Raw genomic sequence first — 20,849 nt, forward strand, 5'->3', positions numbered from 1 at the left:
TGAGGTTAGCGATTTCAGGCGGCAATTCAAATGAGTTGCCTGCTCGAATTGTAGGCGAGCGACTGACTCGATGGGGGAGTTGCCGCGATCAGGCGAGATCTTTCTCCAGCCACTTCCAAGCCATGTACTGCATCCTCGGTAGGTGAAACGGTCCTTTCCAAAGATTGCCTTTGAGTTCACTGCTGATGCTGCCGTCGCGGTGCAGGTACCCGAACCATTCGCCGTGCCGGGCGTCGGGGAAACGAGCATACGCCCACTGGTGAGCTTGCTGGTGCCAATCGGCGTACTTGTCGTCGCCGGTCAGCAAATGAGCGAGCAGGGTTGCCAGAATGGTTTCGTTTTGAGGCCACCAGAACTTCATGTCGTGCCAGTATTCTTGGACGGGCAAACCATGCACATCGACAAAGTAGAGGATGCCTCCATGTTCCCGATCCCAGCCACGATGCCACATCCAATCCAGCATTTGGCAGCCCGTTTGGATCAAAGAAGCGTCCTCGCGGAGATGCCCCTCCCAGAGGATGAACCAGGCGCCCTCGATCGCGTGTCCTGGATTGAGCGTGCGACCTTCAAAGTGATCGAGCAGCTCGCCGTTGACGCCGACGGTTTCCATCACGCATGCGATGTCCGGCTTCAGGTGGAAGTCGCGAATCGTGGCGATGCTGCGGTCGATCCAGTCGTCGGCATCTTCCAGACCAATCGACTGACGCAGTTCTTGAGCGGTGACGATGGTCATCATCGGGAATCCCATGCTTCGCGCCGGACGAGTCCCGGTGAACTTCGAGGCGGCCACTTCGCTGTTCAAGTTGTGGTCGATGAATCGCCGGAACGTTTGGATCGCACGTTCGCGGTAGTGAGACTGGCCGGTGGCCAGGAAAAGTTCGCCATAGGCAATCGCGGCAAAGCACTCGGAGAACGCATAACGTCGTTTTCGGATCGGGCGGCCATCCTGCGTGACATGGAACCACATTCGACCATCTGACGGGTCGAAGCAATTTTGTTCCAAGAAAGCCGCTCCCTGAATTGCGAGCTGAAGCCATTCCTCGCGAGGTTCCACATTGTTGTAGAGTTCAGCGAGCAACCAGGTGCAGCGGCCTTGCTGCCAAACACCTTTGTCGGTGTCGATCACCGTTCCGTCGCGATGGAGCGAGGTCAAGAATCCACCGTGTTCGTGATCGACACCGTGCCGCATCCAGAATGGGACCGTGTCATTCAGCAGTCCATCTCGATACACATCGATCAATTCTTGACGTCGCGTGGGATTCACTGATCAAGACTCCGGTTGGGCAGTGTTTGGTTTGGATTCGGTCTCCACCAGTGTGTGGATCGTCAAACCTGCAAGTGATTCTCTTGGCGGTGAGGTCAGCAGACTGGCCAAGTAGCCTGATCCAAAGCAGCTCAAGATGCCACAGGTTGTGTAGAGGTAGCCGTTGACGTCAGTGAATCGCCACAAAGCGAACATGGTCGCGGCGCCGATGGCGGCGCCGACCATCGCGCCGGTCGAGTTCGCGCGCGTGGTCAGCCCGCCCAGCACAAACAGTCCGCCCAAGACTCCCATGAACAGGCCGATCACCACAATGAAGGTGTCGAAGAGTGACTTGATGCTCGGATCGACAAAGACCAATCCGAACAGAGTTCCCAGCGTGCCGATGAGAAACGTCAGGGTCCGCGCGGCGAATAGGTAGCCGCGTTCGTTGCGGCATAAACTCAATGGTCGAAAGAAGTCGGTGACCAGCGCGGTCGCTGTCGAGTTCATGCTGGTGGAGACCGTGGACTGGGCCGCTGCAAACACACCGGCGACGATCAGGCCAGCCACTCCGATGGGCATCTCACGGGCGATGAAGAGCGGGAAGACCTGGTCGGTTGTGATCGCCGGTGAAAGTCGCTCGGGATGCGAATGGTAAAAACCGTGCAGCGCCGTTCCGATTCCAAAGAACAGCAACGTTGCTGGGATGCTGAGCACGGCATTGGTCCAGATGGAACGAGCCGCCAGCGATTGAGAGGCGGTGGTCATGTAGCGCTGAACAACGGCTTGATCGGCAGTGTACGAGGACAGGTTTTGACCGATGGCACCGAACACGATCACCCACAACGCGATTTGGGCGTGAGTCGGACTGAGGTGGAAGTTTGCCAGTCGCAGTTTGTCGGCATCAACGGCATGCGACCAACTTCCCGCGAATCCACCGTCGGTGGCGGACAGCATCAACAGGATGGCCAGGAAGGCTCCGCCAAGCAGCACGACGGTTTGAATCGTGTCGGTCCAGATGACCGCTTCGATTCCGCCCAGCGTGCAATAGGCGATGCTGAGCCCGCCCATCAACAACACCGATTGCTGTGGCGTCAGCGGAGTCGCGACCGACAACGCCAATCCAGTCAGCGACATCACCACCGCCATCCGAAAGACATGGAACAGTGAGAAACTGAGGCTGCCAAACCAGCGCACCGAACGATTGAACCGCTTCTCGAGGTATTCGTAGGCACTGGTCGCATCGATGCGGCGAAAGAACGGCATCGCGACGTACACCGCCACGATCGCCACCAGCGGGATTGTGAAGTTGCCGATCGAATACGTCCAGTCTTGCGCAAACGCTTTGGACGGAATGCCGGTGAAGGTCACCGAACTGAGCATGGTGGCGAAAATGCTGCAGCCAGCTGCCCACCAAGGGATCTGACTTCCCCCGCGAAAGTAGTCGTCGGTGGTTCGGTTGCGACGAGCGAAGAAGACCCCGATGCCAACCATCGACAGGAGGTACCCAAACAGAACGACATAGTTCAAGGTTCCAAAGCTGCGGCCCGGGGCAAGGATGGACACGCGGTAGACCGCCGGGGAACGAACGCGGGGACGGACTTCTCCGGTTGCGACCACGATCGCATCGTTCCAGTGCACCGCCGTGGTGGTCACATGATTCGCGGGACTGCTGCCGGTTTCAGTCCAGGTGTCCGTGATTGTGTGGTAGGCAAACGTATTCTTCAGAAAACCGGGGTGATTGTCCTTCAACACATCCGCTTGCCCAAACAAGCTGCCATCATCGCCGCCCAGGACAACCACGTGGCTTTGTCCGACGTGCGTTGCAGTTCCCGCCATCATGGATTGCGGGATGTCTGTTTTCTGTTGCCAGGTTTGGTCGCTGGGACGATACACCCACGTGTCAGTGAGGAATTCGACACCGCTTGGCGCCTGCCGGCGCCCACTGATGACGTACAGACAGTTCTCGTAGCCATCGTGCTGAGCGGCGGTCAAGTGAAGGGCGCGGGATGGGCCCGGGAAATCCGCAAGGCGACTCCACCTCAGCAAACTCGGATCATCGGATTGGCTCAGGTCCAGTGTCCAAACCGCCGAAGTGGCGGTGGAAAGGTCACTGCCGCGTTGCCCGCCAACAACGTAAACCGTTTGCCCAATACGCTGTGCCGAGGCATGAACGCAAGGCTCCGGGAGCGGAGGCAATGGCTGGTGCTGAATCGTTTGGTCGGTCGCCTCCCATTGAAGCAAAAACACGTCGCGAAACGTTTCTTCTGCGTCATTGCCGCCGATGCACAGCAATCCATGGTGTGGGGACACGTCGATGGGAATGGAGACGGACGCACCGTAGGCCGTTGCCCGTGGGAGACGCCCGGCATCGATCCATTGGGAACTGGAATTGGTCGCGTTGTCGGGCTCTGTGAGGACATAGATCGAGTCGTGCCATACCTTGTTGGATTCCCAAATGGGACGCGGGAAGTTTGCCCCGCCGGCAACGATCAACGCGTCCCCATCGACACCGACGAAGGGGCCCGCCACGCCAAGTGGATCTGGGATCGAGGGAAGTTCGTCCCACTGCAACCAGTCGCTCGCCTCGGCTTGCGCGAATGCCGACTGGCTTGCCAGCACGACGTTGGCCAGCGTGATGGCTGCCAACGCAAGCAGAACGCTGATCCCCAAACGACGTTCACGGCGTGGGGCAGCAAGACGCGTTCGGAATCGCTTGGAAAGGCAAGGGCTCATGCGCTGCCCAACTCCGCCGGGACACGAAACCAATCGAAGAATCCAATCGCCTGCAGTTCATTTCGCAGGGATTGAGTTTGCGTCGGCGAGAGGGATTCGAGTGGAAGCCGGCATGAACCGACCTCCAACCCTTGCATCGCCAAAATTGCTTTCATGGCGGGATGAAAGGGATAGCGTCCAATGGTGCTGATCATCTCGATGGATTGAGATTGCCATTTGCGAGCCGCGTCGAGTTGACCACTCGTCAAAGCAAGTGTCATCTGTCGGTAGAGCTTGGCGGCGATGTTGTAGGTGCTGCCGATCGCGGCGCGAGCACCGGTGGCGGTGGCGCCCAGCAGCATTTCATCACAGCCCCAAACGACATCAAATTGTCGGTTGGCCAGTTCCAGGCAACGTTGGAATTCAAACAGCTTGGTGTCGGTGTACTTCAATCCCACCAAGGTCGGGATCGCATCGTCCGCCTGGGTCAGGAATTCCGGCATGTCGATGCTGGATCCCGTTAGCATCGGGATGTGATAGTAATAGAAAGGTGTCTCCGGCGCAGCGGACGCCAATTCTTTCATGCACTGGACCAGTGCCTGTGTGTTGGAGACTTTGAAGTAGGAGGGGCAGGTCGCGGAGATCGCATTGGCACCAACTTCTTGGGCATGCGCAGCGAGTGCCTGGGCTTCTCGCAGACTGTTGTGCCCGACCTGAATGATCACGGGCAATCGCCCGCCGCTGGCTTCGACAAAAGCGGCCGCCACCGAATGTCGTTCGGATGTGGTCAGCGACATGCCCTCGCCGGTGCTGCCGCAAACGTAGAGCCCCGAGATTCCGTCGTGGAGCAGCTTTTCAACCATCTCCGGGACAACATCAAGACGCAGGTCGCCGGTGGCGGTCATCGGGGTGTAGGTTGCTGCGATCAAGCCAGAGAGTTTTCGGCCTGACATCCGCTGCACCAAGAGTGATTCGTCGACCATCAGTTGGCCTCCTTGCCGTTGGGTGTTGGTTGGTTGTTTGAAGTGGAAGGTTCGATTGAATCGAGTGGGATCGCGGTGAAGCTGATGGTTTTGTAGCCGTCGCGCTCGAACAGCACACCGATGCGATCATCTTGCAAGCGAGTCAGGCACGAATAAGCGAACCCGCGTGGATAGACGTTGACCTGATTCGGCCACGTCTGACCTTCGTCGTAGCTGATCCGAAGCACACCGTTTTCGCGTTTGGTTTGACTGGCCGGGTTGGAGAACAGAAGGCGGCTCTTGCCTTCCGATGGCCAGGAATAACGCAGGATCGCGGCTTGGCAGGTGGGGTCAACCAATTGCTCATCGATCTCAAGTGGGGACCAGGTTTGCCCGGCGTCATCGCTGATGGCAATCTTTCGGTGTTTGGTCGAACCGACCCCCTGGGTTCGGGCGTTCAGCATGACGCGGCCGCCCGCCAGTTCGACCATTTGAACTTCGTTGCCGTGTCCCTTGCCGTCGCCTGGTGCGACGTCGCCCATTTCCCAGGTGCGGCCATCGTCATCGCTGAAGGCGGCGTAGACTCGCCATTGGTCGTAGGGGCCTTGGTTGAATGGCATGATGATCCGCCCTTTTCGCGGGCCATGCTGCAAGACGATGCCGATGCCGGGCCCCGCAGCGACGCTGGTGACGCCCTGCTCTCGCTTGACTTGCTGGGAGACGTCGCGTGGTTCAGACCAGTTCAGTCCATCGTCATCGCTGGTTTGAACGAACGTGAAAAAGGAATCCGGCCCGTAACCATCGGAAGCGTTGCGTTCACCCAGTTTGCTTCGCTGGTACATCAAGAGAACTTGCCCCGATTCCAGCACGACTGCTTGCGGGTTGTTCAGTGACAGTTTGCCTTGGTCGTTGAGGACGATCACCTCACTCCAAGTCGCTCCATGATCGGTGGAGCGTTTCATGATCAGATCGTTTTCAGAGTGGTCTCCGCCCTGGCGGCCCTCCGCGAAGGCCAACAGGGTGCCTTGTTTGGTCGTGACGATGGAGGGAATTCGGATGGCGGGGTAACCATCTTTTGCGGGCACGAACACATCGACAATGGCATGTTTGCCGGAGGTCGTCGTGTCAGCGGCGACCAAGTTGGATGGCGGTGAGAGGAGGCTGTGGCAGGTGATCGTCGCGACCAACAAAGCAGCGGCCACACGACAAGCAAAGCGACGATGCAAACGGGAGGAAAACAGGCGGGGCACAACGGACTCCGTTGAGGATGGTTTGGCGGGAGGGAGAGGGGAGGTGGGATTGGAGTGGCGTTATAGCATGTGACGCAGGACCAAGGTGGCGTTGGCCAGTTCAAGCCATCTTGGCAACGCCATTTTTCGTAGCCATCGTCCAGGGCGACAACCCGCTGGATTGGCATGAATTGCTGGCACGGAACGCGTCACTTCAACCGGGGTGTCGATTTTGACCGCTTGTCAGCGTGACACCGCCAAGTGATCGGGTCATACTGTTGCCATGAACCAGAATCATTGCCGTGCTCGTCGTCTCGCCGCCTGGTCCGTTTGCACAATCGGATTGTTGGGGGCTGCGTTCTTCTGTTGGAACGAATCCGCCTGGAGCAATCAACCGGTTGCGCAACCCACGTCGACGCCCAACTCATCGACTCGAGGCGGGGATGCTTTGCCGTTGGTGGAGCCAGGAAACGCCTTGCTGCGTCGGCCCGTGGCGGTGGTGAACACGAACGCCGACCAGGTGGTCGTTGCCAATCGACGCAGCGGAACGCTGAGCATGGTTGACACGGAAACGCTTCAGGTGCTGGGGGAGTATCGACTGGGTGGGCGCCCGACGGATTTGATCGCGGTGGGGGAACGGTTGCTGATCACGGAACAAGATGGACGGCTGACTGCGGTCCAGATGAAAGATGGCAGGCCAGCGATTCAGTGGAGCGTGGCGATGCCGAATGAACCGGCAACGGTTCGGGCTTCGGATCAAGGCGAATGGTGTGCGGTTTGTTCGACGTGGGCAAGAAAGGTCACGTTTGTGAACCTGCAGGGTCCCGCAGATCAACCACCCGAAATCATGGCCACCGTCTCGCTGCCGTTTGCACCGCGGGCGCAGTTGTTGCTTCCCGATCAAAACCGATTGCTGGTCGCGGACGCGTTTGGACCGCGTGTGGCTGTCATTCGCTTGGATGATTTTCAGGTTGAATCGATCCGTGAAATTCCCGGCAACAACATTCGTGGGTTTGTACGCAGCACGAACCGTGAGATGGTGTATGTGACACATGAGTTGATCAATGAAATCGCGCCGCCGCGAAGCAGTGAGATCATTTGGGGATCGATGGTGTCCGACGCGATGCGTGAGATTTCGGTCGCCACGATCGTGGATCCCAACGCGAATTTGATGAAGGCCGGACGCTTCATTGCGGTTGGCAACAACACGCGGGGAGCCGGAGACCCCAATGCGTTGATGATGCGAGAGGATGGTCGGTTGGTCGTGACCATTGGTGGATTGGGGCAGGTGGGCGTGGTCGAGCCCGGCGGGATTGGGGTGACTCGAATTGTTGCCGGACGCCGGCCGGTTGCGATCGCAAAGATATCGGACGATCGATTTCTCGTTGCCAATGAACACTCGGATTCATTGACCCGATTGGATTTCCACTTCGAGGGACCGAAAGTGGAACCCGAGGAGAGACTGCCTTCGCGAGACAGGGTTGTTTCCAGCAAGGCGGAGATTTCCAGTGATGTGGAAACCCCAGTTGACGCTGGAGGTTACTCTGAAACGGAACAAGTCGAGTACGAAGGCGAGTACGAGTACGAGTACGAGTACGAAGCAGAATACGAAGACGAGGAAACAGAGGACGAACTGGCTGACTCGTCGGCTTATAGAAGCAAATCCTATCGATCGTCCGATGACCCAGCCGTGGAACCGGTCAGCTCGGACGTTCCGACGAGAAGCTACCAGATTGGTCCCGACGTCCCGGCCGGCGAGCAACAGTTGTTCGTGACCGCGACCTCACTGAGTCTGGGGGAATCTGCTCCGCTTCAAGCGAGCGATCGTGGCGAGTTGCTGTTCTTTGACGCCAGTTTGTCTCGTGGAGGTTGGTACAGTTGCCATAGTTGTCACACCGACGGGCACACCAGCGGATCGCTGGCCGACACGCTGAGCGATGGTGGGGAAGGCGCCCCCAAACGCATTCTTTCTCTGCGGGGAGTCGGCGAAACGGGCCCCTGGGCTTGGGTGGGAGACAAGTCAGAGATTGAAGGCCAAGTTCGGCAAACGCTGGAATTGACGATGCAAGGAAGGAAGATGAACGATGGTGACGTGGCGGACCTCGTCGCATTCCTGGAGTCGATTCCACCCGCTCCAACTTTTCGCGATCCGGTGACTGATCTGGATCGCGACCTGGTGGCGAAAGGACGACACCTATTTGAGACGTTGGATTGTGTGTCCTGCCATTCCGGTTCGATTTTGACCTCGGATGCCACTTACGACGTGGGGTTGAAGGATGAACGCGGGATCACCGAATTCAACCCACCGTCCTTGCGAGGTGTTGGCCATCTGCACTCGCTTTTCCATGATTTGCGAGCCTCTGAGTTAAGCGAGGTGGTCGGCAACTTCAAGCATCAACTGCCGCATGAACTATCGCTCGAACAACGGGCACAATTGATTCGCTATCTCGAAAGTCTGTAGACTCGAACGAGCGATTTCTTAGGGCAGCCGATCACCCGCTTTGGCGACTTGTGGTCGCTGAAGTCGCATCCTTGCGTTGCGGTGGACTGAAGAATGCTCGTTTTGCGGTTTCATTAGATCAAAATTCACGTAGAACGTGAGTGTGAGATTCGGCGATGCAAGTGGCACGCGTTACACCGGAAATGGATCTCTGTCAGGGGCCATGCTGACAAATCAATTTGCAAGGCGATGGACTGGATGCATGTTCGATAAGGCAGCTGGCGAAATGCTTTCAGGTTCCTAGGGGACCTGAAGATTGGTTCATTTTGCGGATGACCTGGGTGTGATCCGGTTGGATAAATCGAGAACAGGTGCATTCGGGAGTCGATTGCGGTTTGGGGCCGTGTTAGACTGAGCCTCCATTTGCGGAGAACCGCAAGTGGTGACAAGGTCCTGCATTGCGACCTGATTCTGTCATTGGTACGCGTTTGTGCCTGGGATCCGTTTTGCAGGCACGTCGGTATTTCCAAACGATAGCGGAAGGACGCAAGCGTCCGGGAATGCACCCGGCTAAATGTGTCGCTGGCGAAATGGAATGGCGGTCGAACGGTTCACGAGGCGGTGTTTGCACTGAGGTGAACATGTGACTGATAGTTGCACCTCATTCGACCCATCAATGAATTCCGAAGGCGGAATCATTCCTGTGGGCGAAGGACGGTGGATGACTGGTTACTTTGAACGCCTTCGATTGAGATGAATCGAAGGCAGGGATTTTTTGTGGTTGATTGAATGGCCTCGAACTACAGGGACACTGAACGACGCGAGTCGGAACAGCGGATCGACGTAGCGCACCAACCGATTGTTTCGCTGGGAAATGCGTTGGACGAATTCGAGATCGGATTTGTTTGCCTTGACGTCAAAACGACTCGCTTGCGCGGCGTCAATGCGGCGTTCGCCAAAATGCTTGGGCGTGACGTGGCGACACTGCACGACGTGGCCCTCGGTGAATTGGTTGAAAACTCGGACCAGTCTGCTTTCGAGTCCGTTGTGCAATCGCTTGCCATGCACTCTTCGAAACGCATCTCGGCTGAGTTGCCGATTGCCCGGTCCGATGGCAGCCAGGTTTGGTTGCGGTTCACATTCGTCGGCAGCCACGGGGAACACGCCGCATTGGGGAGCGTCAACGGGACCGTGATCGATGTTTCGCCAGAGAAAGAATTGGAAGCAGCGTTGCTGTTGGCCAACGATCGGTTTGACTCGGCTCAAGCAACTTCAAGGGTCGGGAGTTGGGAGTGGGCTGTCGGAGAAACGACAGCGTGGTGGTCAAAGCAACTCTATGAGCTTCACAACATTGACCCGTCCACGGGGCCGATCTCGTTTGACGAGTTTATCGTGACGGTGGATCCAAATGATCATGAGCTCATCATCACGGTCAATCAGGAACCGTTCCCGGAGGGAGATGTTCGCCGGTTTAGTTTTGCGAGCAATCCAGCACACGGACCGCAGCGACACTTCAATGCCACGGTCTGGATGACGAAAGTGAATGGGAAGTTGGTTCGCCGGGGGACAACTCAGGATGTCACCCGTCAGGTGGAGTTGCTGTCCGCATTGGAAAAAAGCGAAGACCAGTATCGCGAGATGGTCGTGAGCAACACCGAAGGCAACGCGGTGATGAATTTGGACGGAAAGGTCTTGCAGGTGGACGAGACCTTCGCTTCCATGCTTGGCACGCAACCTGAGAGCCTGAATGGTTTGAATCTCTGCGAGCTAGCGGAATCCGAAAGTGCAGCACTGATCGACCAGCGAATGTTGCATCGAACTCATTCAGCAACTCATGAAGTGCGACTCAGGCACGCGGATGGGCACTTGGTTTGGCTGTTGTTGACATGCTCGCCCTTGCTGAATGATTCGGAGCAATTCGTCGGCATTCAGACCAGAGCACTCGACATCAATCACCGAAAGCATGTGGAACTGCTGACGAAGCGTGCGGCGGAGGCGAAAGCCCGATTGCGGCGACTGACCAGCCGAGAGCGTGAAGTTCTGCAGCAGATCGTCGAAGGCCGTATGAACAAGGTGATCGCAAATCGCTTGGACATCAGCGAGAAGACGGTCGAGCGCCACCGGTCCAACTTGATGAAGAAGCTCAATGCTCACAGTGTGGCCGAGCTGGTCAAGATTTCATTGACCGCCGAGATCATGTCGGCCTGAGCATGTTGTGGCATGCCGAAAGGTTGGGTCACGCAGGACGAGTGCGGTGACTCGCAAGTCTCAATCCGTCGCAAGAAGGGGGACGGTTGCTGGTGATAAGCTGGTGGCCAGGAATGATTGGGTTGAATCCCGCGAGCCGTTTGGGCGTGAGCCCCGGTTGTGCCTGGGAACCGTCGCGAACGCCAGGCGGCTCACATATAGAAAGCAGGCAAGCTCGGCCAGCATCCAAGGTGACCCACCTTTGCCCCAAGGTAAGTCGAGAGGATGCTGACCGAGCTTTGCTCTTTGCCCCATAACAGTATCGCTCCAAAGTGGGCTCCAGGAGGTTCGCTTCTTGTGAATTGAGGGGCATCCCCAAGGGGGTGTTCAAAATGAGTGTTTGAAGCCACGGAACGTTCGTTTAATGGCGTTAAACGATCATGGAAACTTGGTTTGTGAGCGATATGAGTCAGCGTACCACCCCCGAACGGCTGGGTAGAGTAGGTCTGTAGACTGCAGTGGTACGCAATTTGATGTTGCTGTTCGATGACTCTTGCGATGAGTTGTCGCCATGGATCAGCCATTCAATTCTCGGCCAGTCGACTGCTTAAGCAGGTCGGCTGGAATGATCGGGCACAACCATGTGAGCCGTTTGGGCGTTTGCCTGGCCTGCGCGTGGAAACCGTGGCTAACGCCAACGGCTCACATACCCAATGACACCAGTGTACCTGCTTATGATTCACGCCCATCACACCGGGGGCAACAATGCGATGTGGCGCAAGTGTCGTTTCTGAGTCGCTACTGCTGCATGACAATGCCGAAGCTGAGGAAGTCAGCCGACATTCGGTTGGTAACCGAAGACCCAGGGACCGCGCCAATCCCAGGCAGAATGACCGCTCCAGTTCGAGTGTTCTCCATGTAGTGAGACCAGCCGACGTTCACAGCCACCTTTTGGTTGAGTTTGTACGAACCCCCCATGCTGAGCATGTGTTCGTAGATCAGTGGAGAAGCGAGGTTGAAGAACGATTCGCTTTCTCGAATTGGATTTTGGTTGTAGGTGTAACCCGCTCGCAGAAACACTCGTTCGCCGACGGTGCGTTGGGCTCCAAAGGCAAGGGCAAACACGCTGCTCCAATCCAAACCGCCGAGCTTGCCGGTTGCATCGTAGGATGCCTCGTCACCAAAGCCATCTGCGTTGGCATAGTCGAGGTAACGGATGTCGGCGGCAAAGAGCCATTGGTCGAATCCGGTGTATCCGGTTCCCAGTGAGATGACCGATGGAAGATCGATGTCAGAAGTCAAGGTTCTTGGCAAGCCGTTTTCGTCGGCACCTGTGAATTCGAACGTTTCCATCCACGCCTTGCTTTTGTACGACGCTCCTACCTGCCAGTCGGGACTCATCAGGAAGTAGGAACCAACTTGAAAACCACCGCCCCAGTGATAACTCGTTGCTCTCCCAGAAGAGTAGGTGTTGTCGCCGTTGACGGAGTCAAAGACGAACGGTTCGATTCCGACTTGGCCTGTCGTGATGAGCGGGCCGGCGGCGACTGACAAACGCTCGGTCATTGCCATCGAGAGCACAGGTGCGATTTGCAAGAAGGACGCTTCGGAAGTGATCTGTCCCAATCCGGTCGGTTGCGGTGCCAACACGGGATTGGTTGGATCGGCGGGCAGATTGGTTTTGAATCCAGCGACGGAGTTGACGCCCAGTCCAAAGGTGAAGCGTGGGTCTTGCAACCGATGTGTCCAGGCGAAGTTGGGGACCGGAAAGGAGCCGGGTTCCGCATCGGTCGTGCCTGTCGTTGCACCGACAGTGGAGGTGACTTGGTGATCGGTGAACAATAGGTCGACTCCGACCTCCAGTTCGCTGTGTTCCATCCCACTGATGGAAGCTGGGTTCCAGTACATCGCGCTCAGCGCGCTGATGGGAGCTGCCGTGGAAGCTCCCCCCATGCTGCGGTTGACCGGTCCAGCAGCCGAAATGTAGGCACCCTGGGAATAAGCGTGGTTCGCCCAACTGAGCGACAGAATGAGAAACGTGAACCGAATAAAACTCTTGCACATCCAATTTGCCCCAACGATGGATTCGTTTTGTGCTCACCAGCAGAATCGCCGGCAGCTTCGGTCTAATCGTCGCAATCGTTGTGGCTTACATTGTGAAATTGATCGGGACGTTACAGTTTCACACCGTGCTCAAAATGCACCCATGTGGGAGCCGTGAACGGCAGTCGTTCCGGCAGCCATTGGAACCTGGAAGCAGGCAAACGCGACCAAGGAAGTGACGCTGAATCAAATGCAAGTTTCTGAAGAACGGGTTGCGATTCGGCTACTTGGATCCAACTGCGAATTGATAGGTCGCCAAGACCGGGTCGTCCGAGCGTAAGAACTCACCCACCGTCATGGACTTGGTTTGCGGTAACCCGCAGGTCAAGAAGAAGTCCGTTGGCGAGTTGCTGCCAAAGATGAAACGTTCCCCGAGTTCTTCCATTCCGTCCGTGAAGTTCTTGATATCGGGTGAGGGAACGGTTCCTTCCACCACGTTTTCGCGAACCAGATCGCACCACACGAGACTGCCGGGATGTTGAAGGAGCGTGGCGATGTCACGGAGGATTTGCTGGTTCTCTTCTTTCGTGAAGTACATCGAACAACCTTCGAAGACGATGGCAGTCGGGCGTGTCGGGTCGAATTCGGCGTTCTTGGACAGGAGTTCTGAGATTTGATCGACTTTGAAGTCCGCTGCCATGCAATGCCGTTTGATGTCGCCATTGGATTTCACTTCGGAGGTCACGCGATTTCGCTCTTCAAGCATCTCCGGTAGATCCAATTCAAAGAAGGTTGGATCTCCCAGTTCCTTGCTCAGTCGGAAGGGACGCATGTCCAACCCCACCCCCAGGATGATGACTTGCTCCAGTCCTTCGACGCTGCGGAGGGTTTCGTCGATGTGACGGGTCCGGGCCAGCACCATGTCTTTGAGCTGTGGCAAGACTCCGTTGAGTCGATTGGCCAGCAGTTCACCATGGGGCCCGGCGGCCTGACGCTCGTGACTTTGGTCGACACGAATGTTCTTGCTTTCGGACGAGGCACGCAATCCCGCGATCATTCGGGCGGACGCTTTGAGTTTCTGTTTGAAGATCGGAGAGATGCGTGGGTTTGATTTGGATGGTTTGAGCTGGATGGACGGTTGTGCGAAGTACCGCATTTCGGCTTCAGCGACGAGTTCCCCATTGGAGGTGAACACAACTGGCAAAGTCACCAAGATGCGTTTGCCACCGAAGTACCGCTGCTGAACCGTGCGGGCAATGTTCGCAGGAATGTTGCAGGTCGCGGTCAGGTGGCCGGTGCTCGGGTTGCGATACTTGACGTCCATGGCAGCCAACCACAGCGATGCGGATTCCTCGTCGGTGCAACGGTGGATCCCCGCCAGGGGGACCCCTCGCAACAGCGTTGTCAACGCGAGGCCTCCGGTGTAGTCCGCGGACAACGAAATCAACGCGGCTTGGTGAGTGCCATGTTGATTGGTGGAAGCCTTCGTCAGCGGAAGGATGGACTCGCAGGAACCTTCTCCTACGGAGGTGACCTTCCACTGAACTGATTTCAGAACGGGGATGGCATTGTGCAAGAGCTCAGTCATCAGCTCGGGGTTCACGCGCTGGGCGTAGTCTTCTTCCCAGCTGACAACTGGTTTTCCATCCACTGATGTAAGCATGTTCTCTCCAAGAGCCGTACAAGACAAGCAAGAACGCGTGTTCACCCAAGAACACTTGATCCAATATGCTTCGAATGAATCGGGAACTTTACCGAACGTTCTTTGGGGTTGGCTCGCGCCAAGTTTTGGCGCAACACGATGGTTATACCAATGGTATGGACACTATTGAGAGTTTCCTGAAAGTCAACTGAAATATTCTGCTCATTTTGTCGGCGAGGAGGGAGTGACACCAATCTGCGCGGTACTGTTGCGAGGGCAATCTCTAACCATTGCGCAAGCGCGACGGATTGCTCTAAGAGGCGACGGTGACCAAGGCCCCGATGTCATGATCGCTTCTTCGCAGTGACGCTTTCACGAAATCTTATCGAGGCAAATGTGAGTTCTGAAACAACCAGGGAAAACGAGTCAACGATCAGCGCGCGTTACAACGTCCAAAAGAAGTTGTCCAATGCCTCCGTTGTTGCTTGTTTCTCGGCGATCGACACCACAACAGGTGGGAAAGTCATCCTCCGTGAAGTTCCCAAGTTGTTCTTTCAAGAGCGGGGCTTCCATCGTTTCAGAACGGAATCGCGACTGACGTCAGGGATTCATTGCGAAACCTACTCGCGGCCAATCGATTTCATGGTGGGCGAGACTCATCTTCGAGTGGTCTACCCGTTTGTCGAAGGGACCTCTTTGGCGCGGCGTTTTCGAAAGCGCCCATTGACGGCCACGGAGGCCATGCTGTTGGCCAAGGATCTGTTCGAAGCACTCGAGCAAATCCATCAGATTGGGTGTATCCACCGAGACATTCGGCCGTCCAATATCATTGTCCGAGAAGACGGACGGTCGGTGCTTTGCGGCTACGTGCCTCTGTGGTGCCCTGAGTTGTTCGGCAAGGATGATCTGCTCGCTCGCGAGTGCGCGACCTACACGTCGCCCGAATTGTCCGGGATCATCGATCATGACATCAGTGAAACGTCGGACCTGTATTCGGTGGGGCATGTTCTCTACGCCGCACTGACGGGAACGCCTGCGTTTTCGGGTGATGTCAGTGAAATCTTGTACCGGCACATGACCGCGGATCCAGAAAGCGGCAACTACCCGAATGAAACGCCGTCGGTGGTGATCGCCTTAGTCGACAAACTGATCTGCAAAGAGCCTCGCGACCGCTATCAGAGCGCTGCGGCGGTTCTCCATGATGTCAAAGCGATCTTTCATCAATTGACGACGGGAGGTTCCGCCGAAGACTTTGTGATTGGCGGCGCTGACAAACGAACCGTCCTGATCGACCCCGCCTTCGTTGGGCGTGATGAACATGTCCGAACGCTTGAGAAGTCCTTGGACAATGTGCTCGAAGGTCGCTCCGATCGAGTGCTGCTCCGCAGCGAGTCGGGGATGGGGAAGACGCGATTGTTGAACGAAGTGTCGCGTCTGGCATCGCGGAAGCGGTTCTTGGTTCTTCGTGGGCGTTCGCTGCCTGACGCGAACCAGCAGCCCTCTGCGATTTGGCTGCAGGCGATGGATCAACTGATCAAGCATCTGATCAATGATCCGGAAATGTTGAAGGGCACACGCGATCGGATGGAACCGTATCGACAAGAAGTCACCACGGCACTGCCGGCGTTGGCCAAGGCGTTCGGATGGAGCAACGCGAAGCTTTCCGGTCCGGAAGAGTTTGGCCAAGGCCGAATCGTTTCCGCTTTTCGAACCCTGTTCACGGAACTGGGGACGCCGGACACGAGTGTGATGATCACGCTGGACGATTGCCAATGGATGGACGATCAATCGTTTCGAATTCTTCAAGCGATCTGCGAGCAACCGGCGCGGCATCTGTTTCTGTTTGCCGTGACGCGACCGGACGAAGGTTTGAGTGCACGCCTGAACGATGTCAGCTTCCCTGTGAAGCTTTCGCTGGGGCCGCTGTCAGATCAAGCGGTCCAGCAATTGGCGGAATCAATGGCGGGCCAGTTGCCACAGGCTGCGATCGATGTGGTGCAGCGATTTGCTGGCGGCAGTCCCTTCATGGCATCCGCCATCGTGCGTGGCTTGGTTGAATCCAGTGCGCTGCGTCCGGTCGACAAGAGTTGGGGCATCGATGAGGCCAAACTGGTCAGTTTTCAGGCAGCCGACGATGCCAGCGAAATCTTGGTGGATCGTCTGACACGACTGCCCAAGGAAACACGCGAGTTGCTCACCGCAGCGGCGGTGATCGGTCGCGACTTCAATCTGGAAGTCGCCGCTGAACTGGTCGGGATTCGGCTGGCCGACGCACACCAAGCCATCCATCCAGCGCGGGTTCAGCGTTTGGTATGGAGTCGTCCCGATCGGATCTTGGCCTTTGTGCATGACAAAATTCGGGAATCCATTTTGGCGGAATTGTCGAGCGAGCGAATTCGTTCGATGCACGGCCAGATCGGTCAGTACTACGTCGAGCATGAACCGCTTGAGTTCTTCAAGTTGGCCTACCACTTTGACGCCGCAGAACTGCACGAACAAGCGTTGCCGTTTGCGTTGCGGGCAGCTGAGATTGCGCGGAACAGCTTTTCGTTGGTGAGCGCTGAGGAGCAACTGCGAATTGCCGTTCGGGCGATCTCGCATGCCGACCGTGCGAAGACGCATCTCATCCAAATGATGATGAGCGATGTGCTGATTTTGCAAGGCGAATATGACAAGGCCGAGACGTGGCTCGATCAAGCATGTGAAAGCGCTGAAACAGACACGCATCATGCACGCATCTCGTTGAAGCGTGGCGAGTTGCACTTCAAACGCGGTAGCAAAAACTTGGCGGTGGAGTGCTTTGAAGCGTCCTTGAGGAAACTTGGGCAACCGGTCTGCAACAACCGATTGGAGCTGATGGCTCGCATTGCGCTGGAGGGCACCCGCCAGGTTCGCAATTCATTGTTCACGTGCTTCCTGGGGCGGCGTGGCGGGCAGCCAACCGAAGAGGAGCAGATGTCGCTGTCGTTGTACAGCCAGATTGCGCATGCCTATTGGTACACGCGAGACAAGTACTACACGCTTTGGGCGCACTTGCGGTCGATGAATGCGGCGGAACGTTTTCAGCCCACTCGCTTTTTGGCGCAGTCCTATTCCGAGCACGCTCCGGTGATGACGTTGCTGCGGTGGGAAAGACGCGGCGTTGAATACGCTGGCCGGTCCTTGGAGATCCGCAAGGCGTTCAGCGATGTTTGGGGCCAGGGGCAGACGCGGAACTTCCTCAGCATTCTGCTGCTGTCCTTTTCACGTTACGAAGCCTGCGTGGATCAAGCCGGGCAAGCGGTGAAGATGCTCGAACGCACCGGTGATTTCTGGGAGGTGCACATCGCTCGTTACCAGTTGGCCGCGGCGTTGTATCGATTGGGAAGACACAAGGAAGCGTTGGAACAGTCTCGTATTAACTTCGACTCCGCTTTGAAACGAGGCGACTTTCAAGCGACCGGCAACATCATTGATGTGTGGGCTCGAGCGACCAACGGAGACATTCCCGAGGAAGTGATCGAGAACGAACTCGCGAGAGATTTGGCGGACTCGCAACGAATGTGCCAGGTCTTGCTGGCCAAAGGGGTACGCGAGTTCTACCACGATCAATTCGACGAGGCAGTCGCATCATTTGCCAAAGCGATTTCGGTCGCCAAGGCAAGTCAAGTGAAGAACACGTATGTCAGTCCCGTGTACCCGTGGTGCTGCACCGCGATGCGTCGCCAGTTTGAAACGATGGTGCCACGCAGTGCGAAGCGGCGCCGACGAATGATTCGAGAACTGGGCCGTGCGACCAAAACAGCGGTGAAAGTAAGCAAGCAATTCACGAACGAAATTCCCCATGCTTACCGAGAGCGAGCGGCCTACTTGGCGCTGACGGGGAAGCTGCGGGCTGCCCAAGTCGCCTTTCAACATAGTTTGCAGGTTGCCGAGCAGCAGGGAGCCATGGTGGCTCATGCCAGGACGATGATCTTGTTTGCTGACTACGCAGAGGAGTTCGGTTGGACGATCGATGCAGACGCGATTGAAACAGCTCGGGGAACCTTGTCTGAATTGGAATGCAGCGACTACGACGTCAACGAAAGCGGTTCGCTCTCGTTGGTGAATCGTTTCGACTCACTGCTCGCGTCGGGACGCCGGATCGCAACCAGCGTGCTTCCCGAACAGATCTACCAGGAAGTGCGTCGTGCGGCGACAAAGATCCTCCGCGGTGAACAAGTCTTCTTGGTGATTCGTTCCGACAGCGGCAGCTATCAGACAGTGCCGCCTGAAATGCCCTTTGATGCAGCGATCGTTCAAGAAGTGAACCGCACTCGTCAGACGGTGGTGGTCGAGGTGGAGAACACGGTTGCCAATGGCATCACGAAGTCAAGGCAAGGCACGTTCTTGTGCAGCCCCGTGGATGTCAACGATCAGACCGTGTTCTACCTGTATGTCACCAACGAGCGATTTTCGAACCTCTACGACGATGATGAGATTCGAATCGCCGATTATCTGACCTCCGCAGCCGGTGCTGCGATGGAAAAGGCCAACAGCTTCCAGCAACTGCAAGATTTGAACTTGAATCTGGAGAGGAAGGTTTTGGAACGGACGGATTCGGTCGTGCGTCATTCGAAACAACTCGAACTGACGGCTCAGCAATTGACGGCGACCAAAGATCAACTTCAGATCGCGAAGACAATCGCGGAGCAGGCGAACCAAGCCAAGAGCGAATTCTTGGCCCGAATGAGCCACGAGATCCGCACTCCCATCACCGGGATCTTGGGATTCACGGAGTTGTTGTTGCGGGGCGTGGTGACGGACGATGTGGAACGCGAGTCGCACCTGCAAACGATTCATTCCAATGGACTTCACCTGCTTCATTTGCTCAATGATATCTTGGACATTTCCAAGATCGAGGCAGACAAGATCGAAACCGAACGGGTGCTTTGCAATCCAAGCTGGATGGCTCAAGAGGTCATTGCCTCGTTGCGTTCCAAAGCGATTGAAAAGGACATCACGCTGGGATTCCGCGTGGACAGTGATGTTCCGGAGGAAATCTACAGTGATCCAACCCGACTGCGTCAGATTCTGACCAACTTGACCAGCAACGCGATCAAATTCACCAACGAAGGCGGGGTGACGATCTCGATGGCGTCCGATGTCTCGACGTCAGACGGAGTCCAGCGAACACCGACGAAGTTGAGCTTGGTGGTCAAAGACACTGGGATTGGGATGACGAAAGAGCAAAGCACGGTCATCTTTGAGCCCTTCAAACAAGCGGATGTGTCGACCACGCGAGAGTACGGCGGGACCGGATTGGGACTGTCGATCAGCAAACGTTTGACCGAAGCATTGAATGGAACATTGGATGTCGCCAGCGAAAAGAATCTCGGCACGCAGATGATGCTCGAATTTGCAATCGAATGTCCACAGGGCGTTCGAGTGCTGCGACCGGAGGAGGTGATGGCCCCAGGCAACTGCGTCAACGAGAATCAGTTTGACGAAGTGGATTTGAGTGGCGTTAAGATTTTGGTCGTCGACGACTGTGAAACCAATCGACGATTGTTGTCCTTGTTCCTGCAGGACGCTGGAGCGGAGGTTCTCACCCGCACCAATGGCAAGGAAGCGGTCGATGCGCTGACAAGTCAACCCGAGATGGTCGACATTGTTCTGATGGACATGCAAATGCCGGTGATGGATGGCTACACGGCGTCATCGACTCTGCGTGAAAACGGGATTCAACAACCGATCATCGCATTGACCGCCAATGCGATGACCGGCGATGAAATGCGTTGCCGTTTAGCGGGATGCACGGACTACCAAACCAAGCCGCTGGATCTCAATTCACTGCTTCAGAGCGTAGCCGACAACACGATCGGCCATCACGGTCTGGCGATCGACGATGAAGTGGCTGTGGCGGAACCCTTGACCGTTGAGGACGAAGTCTGTGAGTCGGTTGCCGAGGAAATGCCTGAGACCGCCGAGACGGTGGCTCCTCAGGAAAACAAAATTTTCAACTACGATTGGTTGCACACGTTTGCCTGTGATCTGATCGATCAGGTTGATCAGACAATGCCCAGCATCATCAACGCCTACGACCGAGGCGACCTGGAACAAGTTGGCAAACATTTGCATCAGATCCGAGGTTCCGGTGGAACGGTTGGATTGGTTCAGTTGTCAGAGATTGCCAGCAAGGGTGAAACGGCAATCGAAGTGGCGGAATGGCAGCAACTTCGCACGACACTGTCCGAGCTGCAGGAATTCGTTGACGCAGCGATGGTCGAAAAACAAGCCTCCCTTGGACCCCCTACGGAAGAGGAACGTGAGATAGCCGAAGACGTTCTTCGTCGCTCTGGCAGGAAGGCGTAGCAGGCACTCGCTATTCAGAACCTTTCCGTTTGGGGTAGATTGACGTTCTGATTGC

At 56.4% G+C, this 20,849-nt stretch carries 9 protein-coding genes; 3 read left to right on the forward strand and 6 right to left on the reverse strand.

The window, feature by feature from the left end; all coding sequences use genetic code 11:
• Positions 1-88: 88 nt before the first annotated feature.
• Genes PSR62_RS15685 through PSR62_RS15700 form a run of 4 tightly spaced genes read right to left on the reverse strand, consistent with a single transcriptional unit; the run spans position 89 to position 6,170 of the window.
• Positions 89-1,264 (reverse strand): AGE family epimerase/isomerase, encoded by a 1,176-nt coding sequence (locus tag PSR62_RS15685; RefSeq protein ID WP_274403938.1) that lies wholly within the window; start codon positions 1,262-1,264, stop codon positions 89-91.
• Positions 1,265-1,267: 3 nt separating this feature from the next.
• Positions 1,268-3,979 (reverse strand): sodium:solute symporter family transporter, encoded by a 2,712-nt coding sequence (locus PSR62_RS15690; protein WP_274403939.1) that lies wholly within the window; start codon positions 3,977-3,979, stop codon positions 1,268-1,270.
• On the reverse strand, positions 3,976-4,941 hold the full coding sequence (locus tag PSR62_RS15695; RefSeq protein ID WP_274403941.1) for a dihydrodipicolinate synthase family protein: 966 nt from the start codon (positions 4,939-4,941) through the stop codon (positions 3,976-3,978). Before PSR62_RS15695 ends, PSR62_RS15690 begins: the two co-directional genes overlap by 4 nt.
• A complete protein-coding gene (locus PSR62_RS15700; protein WP_274403942.1) occupies positions 4,941-6,170 on the reverse strand; it encodes a sialidase family protein in 1,230 nt (409 codons plus the stop codon). Before PSR62_RS15700 ends, PSR62_RS15695 begins: the two co-directional genes overlap by 1 nt.
• A gap of 262 nt (positions 6,171-6,432) precedes the next feature.
• On the opposite strand from PSR62_RS15700, the gene PSR62_RS15705 reads away from it, so the two are divergent.
• Both PSR62_RS15705 and PSR62_RS15710 read left to right on the forward strand, forming a co-directional pair.
• Entirely contained in the window at positions 6,433-8,610 is a 2,178-nt protein-coding gene (locus tag PSR62_RS15705; RefSeq protein WP_274403943.1) for a cytochrome c peroxidase, read from the forward strand.
• Positions 8,611-9,378: 768 nt separating this feature from the next.
• Positions 9,379-10,797 (forward strand): PAS domain S-box protein, encoded by a 1,419-nt coding sequence (locus tag PSR62_RS15710; RefSeq protein ID WP_274403944.1) that lies wholly within the window; start codon positions 9,379-9,381, stop codon positions 10,795-10,797.
• 777 nt (positions 10,798-11,574) lie between these two features.
• On the opposite strand, the gene PSR62_RS15715 is transcribed toward PSR62_RS15710, so the two are convergent.
• Both PSR62_RS15715 and PSR62_RS15720 read right to left on the reverse strand, forming a co-directional pair.
• Positions 11,575-12,840: an OmpP1/FadL family transporter gene (locus PSR62_RS15715; RefSeq protein ID WP_274403945.1), complete on the reverse strand. Its 1,266-nt coding sequence runs from the start codon at positions 12,838-12,840 to the stop codon at positions 11,575-11,577.
• Between the two features lie 262 nt (positions 12,841-13,102).
• Positions 13,103-14,470, reverse strand: a complete 1,368-nt coding sequence (locus PSR62_RS15720; RefSeq protein ID WP_338020206.1) for an SAM-dependent methyltransferase — start codon at positions 14,468-14,470, stop codon at positions 13,103-13,105.
• 453 nt (positions 14,471-14,923) lie between these two features.
• On the opposite strand from PSR62_RS15720, the gene PSR62_RS15725 reads away from it, so the two are divergent.
• Complete coding sequence (locus tag PSR62_RS15725; protein ID WP_443217431.1) at positions 14,924-20,794, forward strand: ATP-binding protein; 5,871 nt, start codon at positions 14,924-14,926, stop codon at positions 20,792-20,794.
• Positions 20,795-20,849: the final 55 nt, after the last annotated feature.

The organism is Rhodopirellula sp. P2 (assembly GCF_028768465.1).
In the GTDB taxonomy this organism is placed as follows: Bacteria; Planctomycetota; Planctomycetia; order Pirellulales; family Pirellulaceae; genus Rhodopirellula.